The following is a 15,534-nucleotide window of genomic DNA, read 5'->3' as shown; positions in this document are numbered from 1 at the left end:
CGCCCCCCGCCGGGTGCGGTCACGCTACCGTGTCGATAATTCCGGCCATCCTGCGACAGTCTGAAAATCCGGAGAACAATACCTTCGTTGCCCGGCCCGAGGGGGTGGTCAAACCGCCTTGCCGGGATTGAGGATCCCCAGCGGATCGAAGACCGCCTTCAGCTGCCGCTGCAGCTCCATCGCCACCGGCCCCAGCTCCCGCGCCAGCCACTCCCGCTTGAGCAGCCCCACCCCGTGCTCCCCGGTGATCGTCCCGCCCAGCTCCAGCCCCAGTGCCATGATCTCGTCGAAGGAGCGCTGCGCCAGCGCCGACTGCTCCGGGTCCGCCGCGTCGAAGATGACGATCGGATGGGTGTTGCCGTCCCCGGCGTGGCTCACCACCCCGATGGTCAGCCCGTGCCGCTGACCGATCGCCGCCACCCCCTCCAGCATCTCGGCCAGCCGCGACCGCGGCACCGCCACGTCGTCGATCATCGTGGTGCCCAGCCGGTCCAGCGCGGGCAGCGCCAGCCGGCGCGCCTCCAGCAGCAGCTCGGACTCGGCCTGGTCCTCGGCCGGCACCACCTCGGTCGCCCCGGCCGCCCGGCACAGCTCGCCGACCGCGGCCAGCTCGGCCACCCGGTCCGGACCGTCGAAGGCCACCAGCAGCAGCGCCCGGGTCGACTCCGGCAGGCCCATCCGCCCCAGTTCGTTGACCGCGCGCACACTCACCGGGTCCATCAGCTCCATCAGCGAGGGGGTGAAGCCGCGGGCCATCACCTCGCAGACCGCCGCGCCCGCCGAGGCCGTGCTCGGGAACTCCGCCGCCAGCGCCAGCTGCGGGGCGGGGGCCGGCCGCAGCGCCAGCACCGCGCGGACCACCACCCCCAGCGTGCCCTCGGAGCCGACCAGGAGCCGGGTCAGGTCGTAGCCGGCCACGCCCTTGGCCGTCCGGCGGCCGGTGGACAGCAGCCGTCCGTCGGCCAGCACCACGTCCAGGCCGAGCACGTACTCGCTGGTCACGCCGTACTTGACGCAGCAGAGGCCACCCGCGCCGGTCCCGATGTTGCCGCCGATGGTGCAGGACTCCCAGCTCGACGGGTCGGGCGGGTAGGCGAGCCCCGAGGCGGCGGCCGCCCGGGACAGCTCGGCGTTGACCACCCCCGGCTCGACCACCGCGATCCGGTTCACCGGGTCGATCTCCAGGATCCGGTTCATCCGCAGCATCGACAGCACGATGCAGCCGTCGACCGCGTTGGCCGCGCCGGACAGACCGGTCCTGGCCCCCTGCGGGACCACCGGGACGCGCAGCGCGGTGGCGGTGCGCAGTACGTGCTGCACCTGCTCGACCGTCTCCGGGAAAACCACCACGGCGGGGGTGCCGGCCGGGCAGAAGTCCGCCATGTCGTGCCGGTAGGCGTCCGTCACGTCCGGGTCCACGGCCATCGCCCCGGGCGGGAGGCCCTCCGCCAGCCGGTCCGTCAGATCACTCATCGCCGCCTCCGCCCTCCGCCGCCCGTACCGGTCTCGCACTCTGCCCGCCGTCCGCCCGCCCGGCAAGTACACCGCGGTCAGGCCCGGCGCAGCACCGGCGAGGCCAGGGTGAGCACCCCGGCGGCCCCGGTGGCCAGCGCGCAGAGGGCGATCGGCAGCCGGGGTCCGGCCGTGTCGGCGAGCAGGCCGAGCGCCCCGGTCGAGAGCACCAGCGCGGCGCTCTGCACCAGGGTCAGCAGGGCCTGCACCCGGGAGAGATGGGTGTCCGGCGCGGCTCCCAGCACCAGCGGCCCGAGCCGGCCGGCGAACAGCCCGGACCCGGCTCCCGTCAGCAGCCCGCCGAGCACGGCCGCCGCCGGGACCGGCGCCGCGGCCAGCAGCGCGATGCCCGCCGCGGCGGCGCAGAGCCCGGCCGCCGCCCCCGTCCCCGCGCCGAGCGGGCGCCGTCCGGCCCCCGTGCCCCGCCGGGCGAGCAGGACCGCCGCCGCCAGGACGCCCGCGCCCTGGGCGCCCGCCACCAGACCGGCCGCCCCCGCGCCCCAGCCGGCGGACCGGGCCAGCAGCGGCCCGAGCAGCGCGACCACCGGCAGCACCGCGCCGGCCGCGGCGCCGGCCAGCAGCAGCGCCGCCCGCAGCAACCGGTCGCCCGTCGCCAGCCGCACGCCGGCGGCCGCTTCCCGCAGCAATCCGGCCGGCCTGTCCGTGCCGGTACCTGTGCCTGTGCCTGTGCCGGCATCGGCGTCGCCACCGCTGCGGGCCGCCGGGGCCCGTCGCGGGTCGGACACCGGCAGGAGCAGCAGCACCAGCAGCAGGACGGCGAAGCTCGCCGCGTCCACCAGCGCCGTCGCGGGCAGCCCGCCCGCCGCGACCAGCGCGCCGCCGAGGGGTGCCCCCAGCAGGGCGGCGAGCTGACCACCCGCCTGCCGCAGGGCCAGGGCGCGCGGCAGCTGCCCGGCGTCCACGAGCAGCCGGGGCATCGACCCGCTCGCCGGGAGGTAGAACGCGTCCACCACGCCGATCACCAGCGCCGCGAGCAGCAGCAGCCGGAGCGGAGTACCCAGGACTCCGGCCGCCGCCGCCAGCGCGAGCGTCGCGGCCAGCATCACCGCGTCCCCGGCGAGCATCACCCGGCGCGCCCCCAGCCGGTCCGCCACCGCGCCGCCGACCAGGACCAGCACCGTCCGGGCCACCGTGATCACGGTGAGCACCAGGCCGGCGGCGGCCCCGCCGTGCGCGGCAGCGGCCCAGCCCAGGGCGAAGGCGAGGGCGGCGTCGCCCAGGGCCCCGAGCTGCGCACCGGCCAGCCAGCGCAGATAGGGCGCGGGCAGGGCCGGCCGGGCAGCGGCGGCGGGATCGGCCGCGTCTGGATCGGCCGCGTCGGCGTCGGCGCCGGGTGCGAGGGAACCGGTGGTCGTCATGCGCGTCGACGCTAGGACCCTCGACCGGCTTCAGGGCAAACGCCGGGCCGTCGGGCGCGGATCACGCGCGGATCAGACGCGCACCACCGACTCCTGCAGCTCCGTCACCCAGTCCGCCGGGTTCTCGGGGCACTCCAGGTAGAGCTCCCGGGCGTAGCCGGTCGAGCGGTAGCCGTTCTCCTCGACGAACCGCGCCAGCACCTGGAAGGAGCCCAGCGACTCGTCCATCGAACCCCGGTGCACCACCGTCGCCGCCTCCTCGACGGCCGGCAGGTCGACCACCGCGAAGCCGTGCTCCTCGCCCGTGGCCGCGGTGGTCCCGGCCGGTACCGGCACCGCGACCCGGATCAGCACCGAACCGTCGCCGTCCCCGGTGTCCTCGTACCGGGCGACGGAGGGCCCGGCGGCCGCGACACCGGCCGCCGCCAGACGGCCGCAGAGCTCCTCGAACAGCGGGCCGATCACCGGCCCGATGTCCTGCGGCTCGTAGCTCGCCGCGACACCCGCCAGCTCGGCCGCCCGGACCGACGGCAGCGGCTTCACCACAACGTCCTGTGCGGACATGGTCCCCTCACTCTCGATCGTCCGGAGCCTCGCCTCGACCCGGGCCAGCCGTTCGGCGTCCGCGGCCATGGCCGCGGCGAGCTCGGCCCGCCGCAGCCGCAGCATCCCGCGCAGCTCCGCCGGGTCCACCTCCTCGTCCAGCACGGCCCGCACCTGGTGCAGGGTGAAGCCGAGTTCCTTGAGGGCGATGACCCGGTTGAGCCGGGCGAGTTGGGCCGCCTCGTAGCAGCGGTAGCCGCTGGACGGGTCGACCCGGGCGGGCCGGATCAGCCCGATGGCGTCGTAGTGACGCAGCATCCGGACCGACACCCGGCCGTGCTTGGCGAAGTCTCCGATGTTCAACATGGTCCCTCCAGTTCAGGGCCTCACACGGTGTCATGGTCAAGCCCCGCGCCCGGAGGATCCAGCCACCGCCGGTCCCGCCGTCCCCGGCGGGCGGCGCTCAGTCGGTCACGTCGAACCCCCGCCGGTCCCCCAGCGTGCGCAGACTGCGCTGGCCGGGGACCCCGTTGGCGTCCTCCCCCGCGTAGCCGAGGCTGCGCTGGAAGGCCGCGTACGCCTGGACCGTCCGGGTGCCGAGCGAGCCGTCCACCCAGCGCTGCTCCAGGAAGCCCTCGTCCGCGAGGGCCTGTTCGACGATCCGCACCTCGCCCCCGTAGGTCTGGTGCCCCTGCTCGGCGCCCGGGTCGGTGCGGGCGGCCGCGACCACGTGGGCGAGCGACACCCGGCGCGGGGAGGGCAGCCGGCCGAGCAGCCGACGCAGCGACCCCTCGCCCGGCACACCGTCGGCGTCCGCCCCCGAGTACCCCAGACTGTGCTGGAAGTCCTGGTAGTTGAGGGTGTCGGCGTCCCGCCAGTCCTCGTCCGGGCCGGACGCGTAGTGTCGGCCGAAGCCCTGCCGGACGAGCGCCTCGCCGACCTCCCGGACCTGCGGTCCGTGCGCGCCGTAGCCGTACTCCAGCCCGTTGATCGTCACCCGGTACCGGGCCGGCCCGGAGTCGCCGGCCGGGCCGGAGTCCCCGCGCGGCGTGGGCACCGGCGCGCCGCCGGCCGCCGCGACGATGCCGGGCAGCACCACCTCGCGGAACTGCCGGGCCCGGGCGTCCCCCGGGCAGGCCGTGCCGCCGTCCGACCACTGCGGGAACATCCGGTGCACCCCGAAGCCGGGCGCGTCCCACTGCGGGCAGATCCGCGTCGGGATGCCGTGCCGCTGGTGCAGCCACACCCCGAGCGCGACCAGGGCGGCGACCTGGGCGTCCGTCCAGGGGTCGGTGCTCGCGTCGTCGCTGGCCGTCTCCACACTGACCGCGCCGCTGCCGTCGGTTCTGCGGTTGGCGCCCATATTGGCGTCGGCACGCGTCTCGGTGCCGACGAACTGCCCCACACCGCCGTCGTACCCGACCCCGAAGTGCGACTCCAGGTTGGTCGAGTCCCGCCAGTACTCGTACATCCGCCGCGGCGTCCACGGCGCCGCCACACTGTGGAAGATCACCTGCGTCGGCGTGATCGCCGGCTGCTCGTCCGACTCTGGCTGGAGCTCCATCTTCTCCGCGCCGGGGTACCAGGCCATCCGTCTCTCCTTGCCGGGCCCAGGGCAGTTCGCCCCTTACGCCCGAACACACGAGACCCGGCCCTCCCCAGAACGACGCATCCCCCACAAACCCCCCGTTCAGGTGAAAACGGGGCACCTCCCCACCCGGCCCACCCCCGGCCCACCCCCGACAAGCACAAAGGCGGGTGCCGACCCTGAGGTCGACACCCGCCTTGAGCAGGTGGTTCTTTCTCCTACCGGCGGAGAGCGTGGGATTCGAACCCACGGTACGGGGTTACCGCACGACAGTTTTCAAGACTGTTCCCTTAGGCCGCTCGGGCAGCTCTCCAGGCGGAGGTCAGCCTAACGGGTCCGGTGGGGTTCGGTGCACCGGGTTTCCGGGGTGGGGCGGGGGTCAGTCGCCGACGCGGGTGCCGAGGGTGACCTTGGTGGTGGCGGTCTGGCCGTTGCGGGTGTACTCGACGTCGACGGTCTCGCCCGGCTTGTGCGTCCAGATCTTGCTGACCAGGGCGGGGCCGTTCTCGATCGGGCTGCCGCCGAGCTTGGTGATCACGTCGCCCGGCTTGAGGCCGGCCTGGTCGGCGGCGCCGCCGGGGGTGACGGCCGGCTGGCCCTGGATGTCGCGGGTCTGGATCTGCGCGCCGTCGCCCTTGTAGTCGTCGTTGCGCAGCACGTCGAGCTTGGCGTAGACCGGCTTGCCGGTCTTGATCAGGGTGTCCGCGACCCACTTGGCCTGGTTGACCGGGATCGCGAAGCCCAGGCCGATGGAGCCGGCCCGGCCGTTGGCGGAGGCGTTGGACTGGATCGCGGAGTTGATGCCGATCACCGCGCCCGAGGAGTCCAGCAGCGGACCGCCGGAGTTGCCGGGGTTGATCGAGGCGTCGGTCTGCAGCGCGTTCATGTACGAGGCCTGCGCGCCGGTCTCGTCGCCGGAGGCGACCGGGCGGTCCTTGGCGCTGATGATGCCGGTGGTGACGGTGGACTCCAGGCCGTACGGGGCACCGATGGCGATGGTGGAGTCACCGACGTTGACCTTGTCGGAGTCGGCCAGCGGAAGCGGCGTCAACTTGCCCTTGGGCGGGCTGTCGAGCTTGATCACCGCGACGTCGTAGCCCTCGGCGCGGCCGAGCACGGAGGCGCCGTAGGAGCTGCCGTCGGCGAACTTGACGGTCAGTTTGCCGCCGCTGGTGGACGCGGGCGCCACCACGTGGTTGTTGCTGAGGATGTGGCCCTCGGTGTCGAACACGAAGCCGGTGCCGGTGCCCGACTCGCCGTTGCCCTGCGCCTTGATGGTGACGACGCTGGGCAGCGCCTTCTGCGCGATACCGGCGACCGAGCCCGGGGCGGGCTCGTTCTTCTGGGTGTTGTTGGCCTGGACCGTGGTGGAGCTGCGGTCGGCCTTGGCGCTGACGGAGGTGTCGTCGCGGTCGGCGACGGCCACTCCGACCGCGCCGCCGGCCACACCGGCCACCAGGGCCACGGCCGCGACCAGGGCGATCAGGCCGCCGCGCTTCTTGCGCGGGCCGCCGGGGCCGGGGGCGCCGGGGTACTCGCCCGGGTAGCCGAGCGGGCCGCCCGGACCACCGGGGGCCCCGGGCGCGCCGGGGGTGACGTCGTGGGCGCCCCAGCCGCCGAGCGGCTGGCCTGCGCCGAACGGGTGGTGGTGCTGCCCGGTCGCGCCCGGGGCCGGCGGGGCGGCGGGCGTCCCGTACGGGTCGTGCTGGGCCGCGGCGGGCGCCGCGTAGGGGTCGTGCGGGGCGGACTGCGCCGCGTACGGGTCGTGCGCGGCGAGGGCCGGGGGCACCGGGGTGCCGGGGGCCGGGGTCGCGTACGGGTTGCCGCCCTGCGGGCCGGCCGGGGCGGCGGGCGCGGCCGGGGCGGCGGCCGGAGCCGGAGCCGGCGGCAGGACCGGCGGCGGGGCGTCCAGGTAGCCGGGCTCGACGGCCAGGGGTGCGGCGGGTGCGGCGGGCGCCGGCACCGGGGCCGGCGGGGCCGCCGGCTCGGGGGCGGTCAGCTTGCCGAACGCCACGGTGGGCGTGAACCCGCCGGAACCCCCCTCGGCGGCCGGAGTCGACTGCTCCGCCGCGGGGGACGGGCCGGCCGCATTCTGCTGCGCCGGACCGTCAGCAGGGGAACCCACCACCCCCTGGCCGCCGGAGGGCTGCTCCCCCTGCGGCCCGGTGGACCCAACCTCGCGCTCGGTGCTCACGGACGACCTCCATCGCTGACAGGACCAACAACCATAGTTTTTCGCACACTCGATTCGATTGCCGTAAGGAGCCTTCTGAAGAACTCATAAGAATCCTTAGCCCGACCAGACGGACGCCCCGAGCGCCGCCCGCCCGACCCCCTGGCCTTGGCGTTCCTCCCCGTGCCCGCTAGCCTGTCGCTCCGAACTGACACGCGGGAGCTTGGACCCACCAGGCTGAGAGTGCGCCGGTCGACCGTACGCCACGGGATCCGTGGACGGACCGTCGAGGGGGCGCAGACCGCCGGAACCTGTCCGGGTAATGCCGGCGTAGGGAGATATCGGCCATGCCGCCTGCCTCGACGTCCTCGTCGTCCCCGTCCTCGGCCACCGCCGTCCTGGAGCCCCCGGCCCGGGTCGAGGCGCCGCTGGTGCTCGACACCGAGCCGCCCCGCACCCTCCGCTTCCGCGACCACTTCGCGCTCTGGATGAACCTCGGCGTCTCGCTGATCGGCTTCACCACCGCCGCGACCGTGCTCGGCGCCAAGGGCAGCGAGCTGTCGCTGGCCGCCGCCGTGACCGCGATCGTGGCCGGCACCGTGGTCGGCACCGCGATGCTCGGGGTCGCCGCGCTGATCGGCGCCCGCACCGGCGCGCCCGCCATGGCGACCCTGCGCGGACTGTTCGGCACCCGGCTGTCCTACGTGCCGACGGTGCTCAACATCGTCCAGTGCATCGGCTGGGGCGTGTACGAGCTGCTGACGATCGCGCTCGGCGCGCAGACCGTCGTCGGCACCGAGGGCTACCGCTGGCTCTTCGTCGTGCTGGCCGGCGCGATCACCACCGCGCTGACCATCTGGCCGCTGGGCGCGATCGCCGTACTGCGCCGCTTCGTCGCCGTCGCGGTGGCGGTCGCGATGGTGTACTTCACCGTCCAGCTCGGCCGCAACGGCGTCGCCGACCCGGGTGCGGGCAACTGGCACGGCTTCCTGCGGGCGACGGACGCGATGATCGCGGTGTCCATCTCCTTCGTCCCGCTCGCCGCCGACTACACCCGGCACTCGCGCACTCCGCGCTCGGCGTTCTGGGGCAGCTTCTCCGGCTACACGGTGGCGCAGGTCTGGTGCTACGTGCTCGGCCTGATGGCGCTGCTGCAGGCGGACGGCGACCCCGAGCGGATCTTCGACTCCTTCCTCGGCGTCTGGGCGGGCTGGCTGTTCCTGCTGGTGCTGGTGCTGCGCGAGACCGACCAGTCCTTCGCGAACGTCTACTCGACCGCGATGTCGATCCACAACCTGCTGCCGAAGGTCGACCGCCGGCTGCTCACGGGCGGCACCGGCGCGCTGATCACCGTGCTCGCGCTGCAGATCACCGCGTTCACCGACTCGTACTACGCCTTCCTGGGGCTGATCGGCTCGGTCTTCGTGCCGATGTTCGCGGTGCTGGCGGTCGACTACTTCCTCGGCGCCGGGCGGCGCGGCTGGGACCTCTCGGACGGGGCGCCGTCCCGCTGGCTGATGCTGCTGCCGTGGGCGCTGGGCTTCGCGGTCTACCAGCTGATCGCGCCGACCGCGGTGGCCGGCTGGTGGACGGACTTCTGGACGTCCGCGCAGGAGCTGCTGCACTTCACCCCGCAGGAGTGGACCTCGGCCTCGCTGTTCGGCTTCCTGGTGCCCGCGCTGGCGACCTGGGCGCTCACCCCGTTCACCCGGGGCCGGGCCGCCGCCGACGCGCGCTGATCCGGACGGCCCGGGGCCTCCGGGACGAGGGGCCGCCGGAATGCCCGCGGAATGCCCGTGGAATTCCGGCGGAACGCCCACGGAACGCCCACGGAACACCGGTGGAACGCCGCTCGGAACGTCTGCGGAGCACCGGCCGTGGACCGGCGGCGCACCGGCGCCGGATCGGCGGCGCACCGCCCGCGGCACCGGCCGCAGTACCGGCCACCGCACCGTCCGGAACGACCCCGACCGCGCGGGGGAGTGACGAAGTCGGCCCTCCGGGTTGGGGCCGGCGTCGCCCCGGCGTCACTTCCGCCGCCTATCGTGGAGGGCGTGACCAGCCCTGATGTCTCGCCCGTGACGGCCCGCACCACCCGGCCCGTCCAGGTGATCGCCCACCGCGGTTCCTCGCACGCCCTGCCCGAACACACCCTCGCCGCCTACCGCAGGGCGCTCTCCGAGGGCGCCGACGCACTGGAGTGCGACGTCCGGGTGACCGCCGACGGACAGCTGGTCTGTGTGCACGACCGGCGGATCGGCCGGGTCTCGGACGGCCGGGGCACGGTCTCCGCGATGACGCTCGCCGAGCTGGAGGCGCACGACTTCGGCGCCTGGAAGACCGGCAGGCCCAGCGAGGACCCGGAGCTGCGCGGCGTGCTGCGGCTGGAGAGCCTGCTGGAGCTGGCCGTGGACTCCGGGCGGCCGGTGGACCTCGCGATCGAGACCAAGCACCCGGTGCGGTTCCGCGGCCGGGTGGAGTCCGAGCTGCTGCGGATGCTGGACCGGTTCGGCATCGGCGGCGCGTCCGGGCGCCGGGGCGCCGATCCGGCGGAGACCGGCGCGGGCCACGGCGTCAACGCCCGGATCATGAGCTTCTCCTCCGTCGCGCTGGCCCGGGTGGCGGCCGCGGCGCCGCAGTACCCGAGGGTGTTCCTGTTCGAGCGCGGCCTGGTGCTGCGCGGGCGGCTGCGCCCCGGTGCGCCGCTGCCGGGCGGGGCGCGGATCGCCGGACCGGGCATGGACCTGGTGCGGGCCCGGCCGGGGCTGGTGACCAGGCTGGTCGAGCTGGGCCACCAGGTGCACGTGTGGACGGTCGACGAGCCGGCCGACGTCGAGCTGTGCCTGGAGCTCGGGGTGTCGGCGATCATCACCAACCGCCCGGCGGAGGTCCTGGCCCAGCTCGGCCGGTGACGGCACGCGGCCCCGCGGCGTGCGGTGCCGTGCCGCGCCGTGTGTGCCGAGCCGTTCCGTGCCGAGCCGTTCGTTGCCGAGCCGTTCCTTGTCGGGCCGCGTCGTGCCATGTTGGTCCGTGCTGTGTCGTGCCGTGTCGCACGGGCATCCCGTGAAGCCGTGGTGAACCGTTCAACCACCGTGACAAGCTGACCGTCTTGGTAGGGACTCAAACCTTTCGGCAACGATTTCTGCCGCAATTCATACAGTTTCACGACTGAGGGTGAGCACGGAATCACTTGTCGCGCACCCTCGGTACACCGGCCTGAAATGACCGCGCAGGATCGCCGCGCGGTCGTTTCCGACGTATTGCCAAGGGGCATCCATCCCTCGGCATACGCTGAAGGAGGTCCGGGGGTGGCGTTGATGGTGGCGCGTGAAGTGCCGACTTCATCGACCATGGCAGTGCCGCACGGCCCAGCGAGTGTCGGGGTCGCACGGCGCCGACTGCGTCGAGATCTGGGAGACCGGGAGATACCGCAACCGGTCATTGATGATGCTGTTCTGATCCTTTCCGAGCTTTTGAGCAACGCCTGTCGCTACGCCCGGCCGCTCGGGCCGCTGCCGGCCCTCGGCCGGGGTGCCCGCGCCGAGGCGGCCGAACCGCTGCTGGTCGGCGGACCGTCCCGGGCCGTCGGCCCGGCGGCTCCGGCCGCCGCCCCGGGCGAGCCCGACGAGGACGCCGGCGGCGTACTGGTCCGCTGGCAGATGCACGCCGACGGGGTGCTCACCCTGGAGGTGACCGACGGCGGGTCGCCGACCCGGCCGTCGCCGTCCAGCCCCTCGCTGACCTCGCACGGCGGCCGCGGGCTGAGCATCGTGGACCAGTTGGCGAGCGACTGGGGCGTGCGCGACGCCCCGGGCGAGGTGACGGTGTGGGCGGCCCTGCCGGCCCGGGCCCGGCACGCCCGGCGGACGGCCGGCGGACACCGGGAGGCCTGAGGCCGACGGACGACACCGGACGGCACCGGACCGCGCGGACGCCCGGCCGCGCGCCCGGCCGCGCGCCCGGCAGCCGGTCGGCCGCAGCCCGGCGGCGGGCCGTGCCCGCGCCCCGGTGCGCGCCACACTCCGGGAGAACGTCAGTAGGCTGCCCGGAGCACAACACCACCGTTCCCGGGAGAGCCGCACCATGGGCAAGAAGGCCGCCAAGAAGGCGCCGCAGCGCAGCCAGTCCACCCCCGCCGTCACGGGCGACATCCCCGTGGTCGGGGCCCGCGAGGACTGCCCCTGCGGCTCGGGCCGCCGCTACAAGGCCTGCCACGGCCGCGAGGCCTCGCACGCGGTCCAGGAGCTCGTGCACCGCCCGTTCGAGGGCCTGGCCGGCGAGGCGGACTGGGTGGCGCTGCGCGAGCTGGTGCCCGCCGCCACCGTGCCGCTGACGCTGGCCGCCGGGGTCGCCGAGAGCGCCAACGGCGAGGTCCCGTCGGTCACCCTGGCCACCGTGCTGCCGCTGGCCTGGCCCGCGCTGCGCCGCCAGGACGGCTCGATCCTGCTGGGCCTGCAGACCCAGTCCTCCTCCGGCGACCTGAGCCGCGACCTCGGCGACGCCCTGGAGCTGGCCCTGGCCGCCGAGCCGGGCTCGCCGGTGCCGGCCCGCCGGACCGTGCCGGGCGGCCGCCGCCTGCAGGACCTGCTGGACCCCGCCGCCGCCTTCGAGCCGGCCGTGCACACCGGCTTCGAGTTCTGGCTGGAGGACGCCGAGACCGCGACCGGTGAGGTGGCCGCCTCGCTGGAGCGCGCCAACGCCTCGGCGATCCCGACCGAGAAGCTGGCCGGCCTCGACTCGGCCTACTGGTGCGGCACCCCGGACAAGAACCACCTGCGCTGGGTGATGACCGTGCCGGAGGAGCAGCTGCTGGACGCGCTGGCCCGGCTGACCGCCGCCGAGAAGTCCTCGCTCGGCCCGGACACCCGTCTGGTCGGCTCGTTCCGGGCGCACGGCCTGACGGTGCCGGTCTGGGACCTGCCGGTCGACATGACCGCGGCCGACTGCGAGAAGCCGGCCGCCGAGTTCGCCGAGCTCCTCGCGGCGACGCTGGCCGACCCGGCTCCGCTGACCGCGGACGAGCGGCGGGCCCGCGCGAACCTGGTGAACCGTCAGGTCACCCTGAACTAAAGGCGGGTCGCAAGGAAGGCGGCCGCCCGGCCGTCCGACGTGATACGCGTCACATTGTCGCCCGTAACCCGCAATTTCCGGGCTGCGACGGCGTCTTGGAAATTGGCGCGGGCGCGGATCCTTGTTACTGTCTAAAGAGTCCGGTCGCTGGTGCATCCCCCGTCGCCAGCGGCCGGATCTTTTGTTTTTCCGAACATCCCACGCCAACGCGGGTCGGCCGTGCCCGATCGATACGCCGGACGCCCCGGTCGCACCGCGCGGGCAGCGGCCCGGCCGCGCCGTCAGTAGGCCGAGCGGCCGCTGTCCAGCTGGACCGCCGCGTCCACCAACTCGCCCAGCAGTGGACCGACCTGGGGCAGCCAGACGCCGCCGTCGGCGCCCTGACGGGGCGGCAGCACCCAGCGCACCCGGTCGCCGGCCCCGCCACCGGGCGGCAGCGGCAGGAATCCGCCACTCCCGTGGTAGCGCAACGATCCCGGCACCCAAGGGAGTTGAACGAGCATCTCGCCGAGCGCGTCGAGCGAGTAGGGGGCGACCAGCATCGCGTAGCGACCGGGCATCGCCAGCACCGGACCGAGCCGCAGCCGGAGCGCGGCCAGGTAGGCGAGCGCGCGGGCCCCGGCCGCCGCCGGCAGGCTGACCGCGGAGACCGTCCGGCCGGTCGCGACCAGCACCGGCGCGTCGGGGCAGCGCTGCTCCCACCACCAACGCACCATCCGGGCATCGGTGGTGGCCGCCAGCAGGGTCGGGTCGTGCGGATGGGCCCCCGGCACCGGGCAGTCCGGGTCGCCGCAGGAGCAGGCTCCGCCGGCGAGCAGGACGGTTCCGGGGACCACGGGCCAGCGGTGTTCGGTGGCTGCCGACAGGGCCCCGGCCAGCCGGGCCGCCCGGGCCGCCGACCGGTTCCTCGGGTCGTCGCGCAGTGGGTTGTCACGCATTGGCACCCGTTCCTTTCCGTGACCGCTCGAAGGCTCCGACCCGCGGCCGCCGGGCCGGCCGCCGCCACCGGCCGGGGACGCCGGACTGCCTGCGAACCGGACGGAGGGAACGGACCGGGAGCCGGGCCGGGGCCGAACGGCGGGCAGGGCGAGCGGCGGTGCGGACGGCGGTGCGAACTGCGGCGCGGGCCTGGAGCACGCGGTGGAGCACGATGTGAAAGGGCCGCGGAATAGAACAGCCCTTGGAACGAGAATCCCGTATGCGACCGGATGGACGCCGCCCGGGCGCGGTTGGTTCCACCGTACGAGTGAGTCGCTTCCGGCCGGCCCGGCCGGCCGGCGGTAAAGGCATACGATCCGGACGGCCGCCGGAACCGTCCCCTCGGTTCTGCCCGTTCACCGGCCGCTCCATGCCCGCCGGGCGGAGCCGTCGCGCCCCGCCGGACCGTGGCGCGACCGACCGGCGTGCGCGGAGCAGAACGCGCCCCCCGACCGGCCCCACCAGGCCCGGAACCGGTCACCAGCCTTGTCCTGACTCTGGACATGCCCCGAATGGCCTGTGTAGAAGTGGTGGCATTGCTGTCGATCAATGACGAGTAGTAGCGAATCGAGGCGAAACACGCCCCTTTGGCCGTGCTCGCTCCAGAACGGCCGTTCCCGGGGGGTTCCGCATGATCCGCGTGACACGTACCACCGCGTCAGGAGTGGCGGCATGACCGAGTCCCCCCCACCGTCGGCGTCCTCCGAGCCGGTCGAGCCCGGCGGCACCAGCGGGCTCTCCGTCCTCGATCCGCCGGGCTTCCACGGCCCGGCCCCGGCCGCCGCCGGCCAGCCGTCCGCCGGACGGCCCGAGGGCACGGACCGCCGCCCCGAGGACGGCACCGGCGCGGCCCCGGCCCCCGGCGCCCCCGACCCCGCGGCCCCGGCCCCGACCGGCGTGCAGGACCGTTTGGCCGGACGGCTGTCCGATTTCGCCAGCCTGCACGAGCACACCGAGCGGCTCGCCCGCGCCCGCGGTCTCGGCGCCACCCTGGACGCCGTCCTCGCCTCGGGCACCGCGCTGCTCGGCGCCGACCGCGCCCTGCTGGTCACCGTGCTGCCCGGCGGCGGCCCGAGCCAGCCGCTCGGGCTCGGCCTGGACCGCGCCAGCCTCGGCGCGCTGGAGACCGTCCCGGCCGACCAGAGCCTGCTCGCCCGGCTGCTGCGCGAGCACGACCGGCCCGCCGAGGTGCGCTCGCACGACCTCGCCGAGGACCCGGCGATCGGCGCCCGGCTGCGCGAACTCGCCGGGCAGCTCGGCCTCGGCGGCTGCTACGGCCTGCCGCTCGCCACCGAGGAGGACGGCCCGCTGGCTGCCGCCCTGTGGTTCTACGACGCCCCTGCCGACCCCACCGACCGCCGCCGCGAACTGGCCCGCCGCTACACCGAGGTCGCCGCGCCGCTGCTGGCCAAGCAGCTGGACGCGGAGAAGGTCCGGCGCACCACCGAGGCGCTGCGCCGCGGTCTGCTGCCCGACCGGCTCCCGCAGCCCGGCGGGCTCCGGCTGGCCGCCCGGCTCGTCCCGGCCGGACTCGACCGCTCCTGCGGCAGCGACTGGTACGACGCGATCCCGCTGCCGGACGGCACCGTCGGGCTGACCGTCGGCTCGGTCTCCGGCGACGGCCCCGGCGCCGGCCCCGGCTCCGCGCCCGGCGCAGCCGCCGCGATGGGCCGGGTCCGGGCCGCGCTGCGGGCGTACGCGGTGCTGGAGGGCGAGGACCCGGTGTCCGTCCTGGGCGACCTCGAACTGCTGCTCAAGACCACCGAGCCGACCCGCAGCGCCACCGCCGTCTACGCCTGGGTGGAGCCGGAGGAGCGCCGGGTCACCCTGGCCGGGGCCGGCCACTGCCCGCCGGTCCTGGTCACCAGGTACGGCGCCGAGTTCATCGAGACCTCGCTCTCCGCGCCGCTCGGCATGCTCTCCTGCTGGGAGGCGCCCGGGGTCGAGTTCACCGCCGAGCGCGGGGACACCCTGATCCTCTACACCGAGGGGCTGGCCCGCCGCTTCGGCCAGACCCTGCACTCCGGACAGACCGATCTGCGCCGGGCCGCCGCCGACGCCCCCCGGGACGTCCGGACCGACCCCGAGCGGCTCTGCGCCCACCTGCTCGCGGCCGCCGCCGAGCGGGACGCCGACCGGCGGGAGCGGGCCGACCGCCGCGCGGCGGGTCAGGACCCCGCCGACCGGGACGGCGGGGCCGCCCCCCGGCGCCCCACCGCCCAGGCCCCGGCCACCGACGACCTGATGCTGCTCGCCGCCCGCTTCGAGTGACCGCCGGGCCCTGCGGCACC

The 15,534-nt window shown here is 75.1% G+C and carries 11 protein-coding genes and 1 tRNA gene; 5 read left to right on the top strand and 7 right to left on the bottom strand.

The window, feature by feature from the left end:
• Positions 1–108 precede the first annotated feature (108 nt).
• The 6 genes from IF01_RS0107745 to IF01_RS0107715 all read right to left on the bottom strand — a co-directional run bounded on the left by IF01_RS0107745 (position 109) and on the right by IF01_RS0107715 (position 7,216).
• Complete coding sequence (locus IF01_RS0107745; RefSeq protein WP_030392548.1) at positions 109–1,473, bottom strand: FAD-binding oxidoreductase; 1,365 nt, start codon at positions 1,471–1,473, stop codon at positions 109–111.
• A gap of 77 nt (positions 1,474–1,550) precedes the next feature.
• Complete coding sequence (locus tag IF01_RS0107740; protein WP_078879754.1) at positions 1,551–2,891, bottom strand: MFS transporter; 1,341 nt, start codon at positions 2,889–2,891, stop codon at positions 1,551–1,553.
• 72 nt (positions 2,892–2,963) lie between these two features.
• The gene (locus IF01_RS0107735; RefSeq protein ID WP_030392546.1) at positions 2,964–3,800 is read right to left on the bottom strand and encodes a MerR family transcriptional regulator; all 837 of its coding nucleotides are present in this window, start codon (positions 3,798–3,800) and stop codon (positions 2,964–2,966) included.
• Positions 3,801–3,897: 97 nt separating this feature from the next.
• On the bottom strand, positions 3,898–5,025 hold the full coding sequence (locus IF01_RS49225) for a peptidoglycan-binding protein (RefSeq protein ID WP_051740525.1): 1,128 nt from the start codon (positions 5,023–5,025) through the stop codon (positions 3,898–3,900).
• A 222-nt stretch (positions 5,026–5,247) separates the two neighbouring features.
• Positions 5,248–5,335 (bottom strand) — tRNA-Ser (locus tag IF01_RS0107720).
• A gap of 66 nt (positions 5,336–5,401) precedes the next feature.
• Positions 5,402–7,216: a S1C family serine protease gene (locus IF01_RS0107715; RefSeq protein ID WP_244215461.1), complete on the bottom strand. Its 1,815-nt coding sequence runs from the start codon at positions 7,214–7,216 to the stop codon at positions 5,402–5,404.
• Between the two features lie 326 nt (positions 7,217–7,542).
• Between IF01_RS0107715 and IF01_RS0107710 the strand changes: the two genes are divergently transcribed.
• The 4 genes from IF01_RS0107710 to IF01_RS0107695 all read left to right on the top strand — a co-directional run bounded on the left by IF01_RS0107710 (position 7,543) and on the right by IF01_RS0107695 (position 12,265).
• A complete protein-coding gene (locus IF01_RS0107710) occupies positions 7,543–8,934 on the top strand; it encodes a purine-cytosine permease family protein (RefSeq protein WP_051740527.1) in 1,392 nt (463 codons plus the stop codon).
• Between the two features lie 315 nt (positions 8,935–9,249).
• Positions 9,250–10,107: a glycerophosphodiester phosphodiesterase family protein gene (locus IF01_RS0107705; protein WP_233290075.1), complete on the top strand. Its 858-nt coding sequence runs from the start codon at positions 9,250–9,252 to the stop codon at positions 10,105–10,107.
• 561 nt (positions 10,108–10,668) lie between these two features.
• Positions 10,669–11,088, top strand: a complete 420-nt coding sequence (locus IF01_RS0107700) for a hypothetical protein (RefSeq protein WP_323182153.1) — start codon at positions 10,669–10,671, stop codon at positions 11,086–11,088.
• Between the two features lie 190 nt (positions 11,089–11,278).
• Positions 11,279–12,265 (top strand): DUF5926 family protein, encoded by a 987-nt coding sequence (locus IF01_RS0107695; protein ID WP_030392540.1) that lies wholly within the window; start codon positions 11,279–11,281, stop codon positions 12,263–12,265.
• Between the two features lie 281 nt (positions 12,266–12,546).
• Here IF01_RS0107695 and IF01_RS0107690 read toward each other — a convergent pair whose 3' ends face one another.
• Complete coding sequence (locus IF01_RS0107690) at positions 12,547–13,203, bottom strand: bifunctional DNA primase/polymerase (protein ID WP_030392539.1); 657 nt, start codon at positions 13,201–13,203, stop codon at positions 12,547–12,549.
• Positions 13,204–13,915: 712 nt separating this feature from the next.
• On the opposite strand from IF01_RS0107690, the gene IF01_RS0107685 reads away from it, so the two are divergent.
• The gene (locus IF01_RS0107685; RefSeq protein WP_051755004.1) at positions 13,916–15,514 is read left to right on the top strand and encodes a PP2C family protein-serine/threonine phosphatase; all 1,599 of its coding nucleotides are present in this window, start codon (positions 13,916–13,918) and stop codon (positions 15,512–15,514) included.
• The last annotated feature ends 20 nt before the right edge of the window (positions 15,515–15,534 follow it).

Source organism: Kitasatospora purpeofusca, assembly GCF_000718025.1.
In the GTDB taxonomy this organism is placed as follows: Bacteria; Actinomycetota; Actinomycetes; order Streptomycetales; family Streptomycetaceae; genus Kitasatospora; species Kitasatospora purpeofusca.
Note: the sequence above shows the minus strand (reverse complement) of the source record. Positions and strands in the feature narration are given on the sequence as shown.

What these genes read in the sequence shown, in the direction of transcription:
- IF01_RS0107745 (WP_030392548.1), bottom strand. Translation starts at nt 1,473, where the DNA reads ATGAGTGATCTGACGGACCGGCTGGCGGAGGGCCTCCCGCCCGGGGCG.
- IF01_RS0107740 (WP_078879754.1), bottom strand. Translation starts at nt 2,891, where the DNA reads ATGACGACCACCGGTTCCCTCGCACCCGGCGCCGACGCCGACGCGGCC.
- IF01_RS0107735 (WP_030392546.1), bottom strand. Translation starts at nt 3,800, where the DNA reads ATGTTGAACATCGGAGACTTCGCCAAGCACGGCCGGGTGTCGGTCCGG.
- IF01_RS49225 (WP_051740525.1), bottom strand. Translation starts at nt 5,025, where the DNA reads ATGGCCTGGTACCCCGGCGCGGAGAAGATGGAGCTCCAGCCAGAGTCG.
- IF01_RS0107710 (WP_051740527.1), top strand. Translation starts at nt 7,543, where the DNA reads ATGCCGCCTGCCTCGACGTCCTCGTCGTCCCCGTCCTCGGCCACCGCC.
- IF01_RS0107695 (WP_030392540.1), top strand. Translation starts at nt 11,279, where the DNA reads ATGGGCAAGAAGGCCGCCAAGAAGGCGCCGCAGCGCAGCCAGTCCACC.
- IF01_RS0107690 (WP_030392539.1), bottom strand. Translation starts at nt 13,203, where the DNA reads ATGCGTGACAACCCACTGCGCGACGACCCGAGGAACCGGTCGGCGGCC.
- IF01_RS0107685 (WP_051755004.1), top strand. Translation starts at nt 13,916, where the DNA reads ATGACCGAGTCCCCCCCACCGTCGGCGTCCTCCGAGCCGGTCGAGCCC.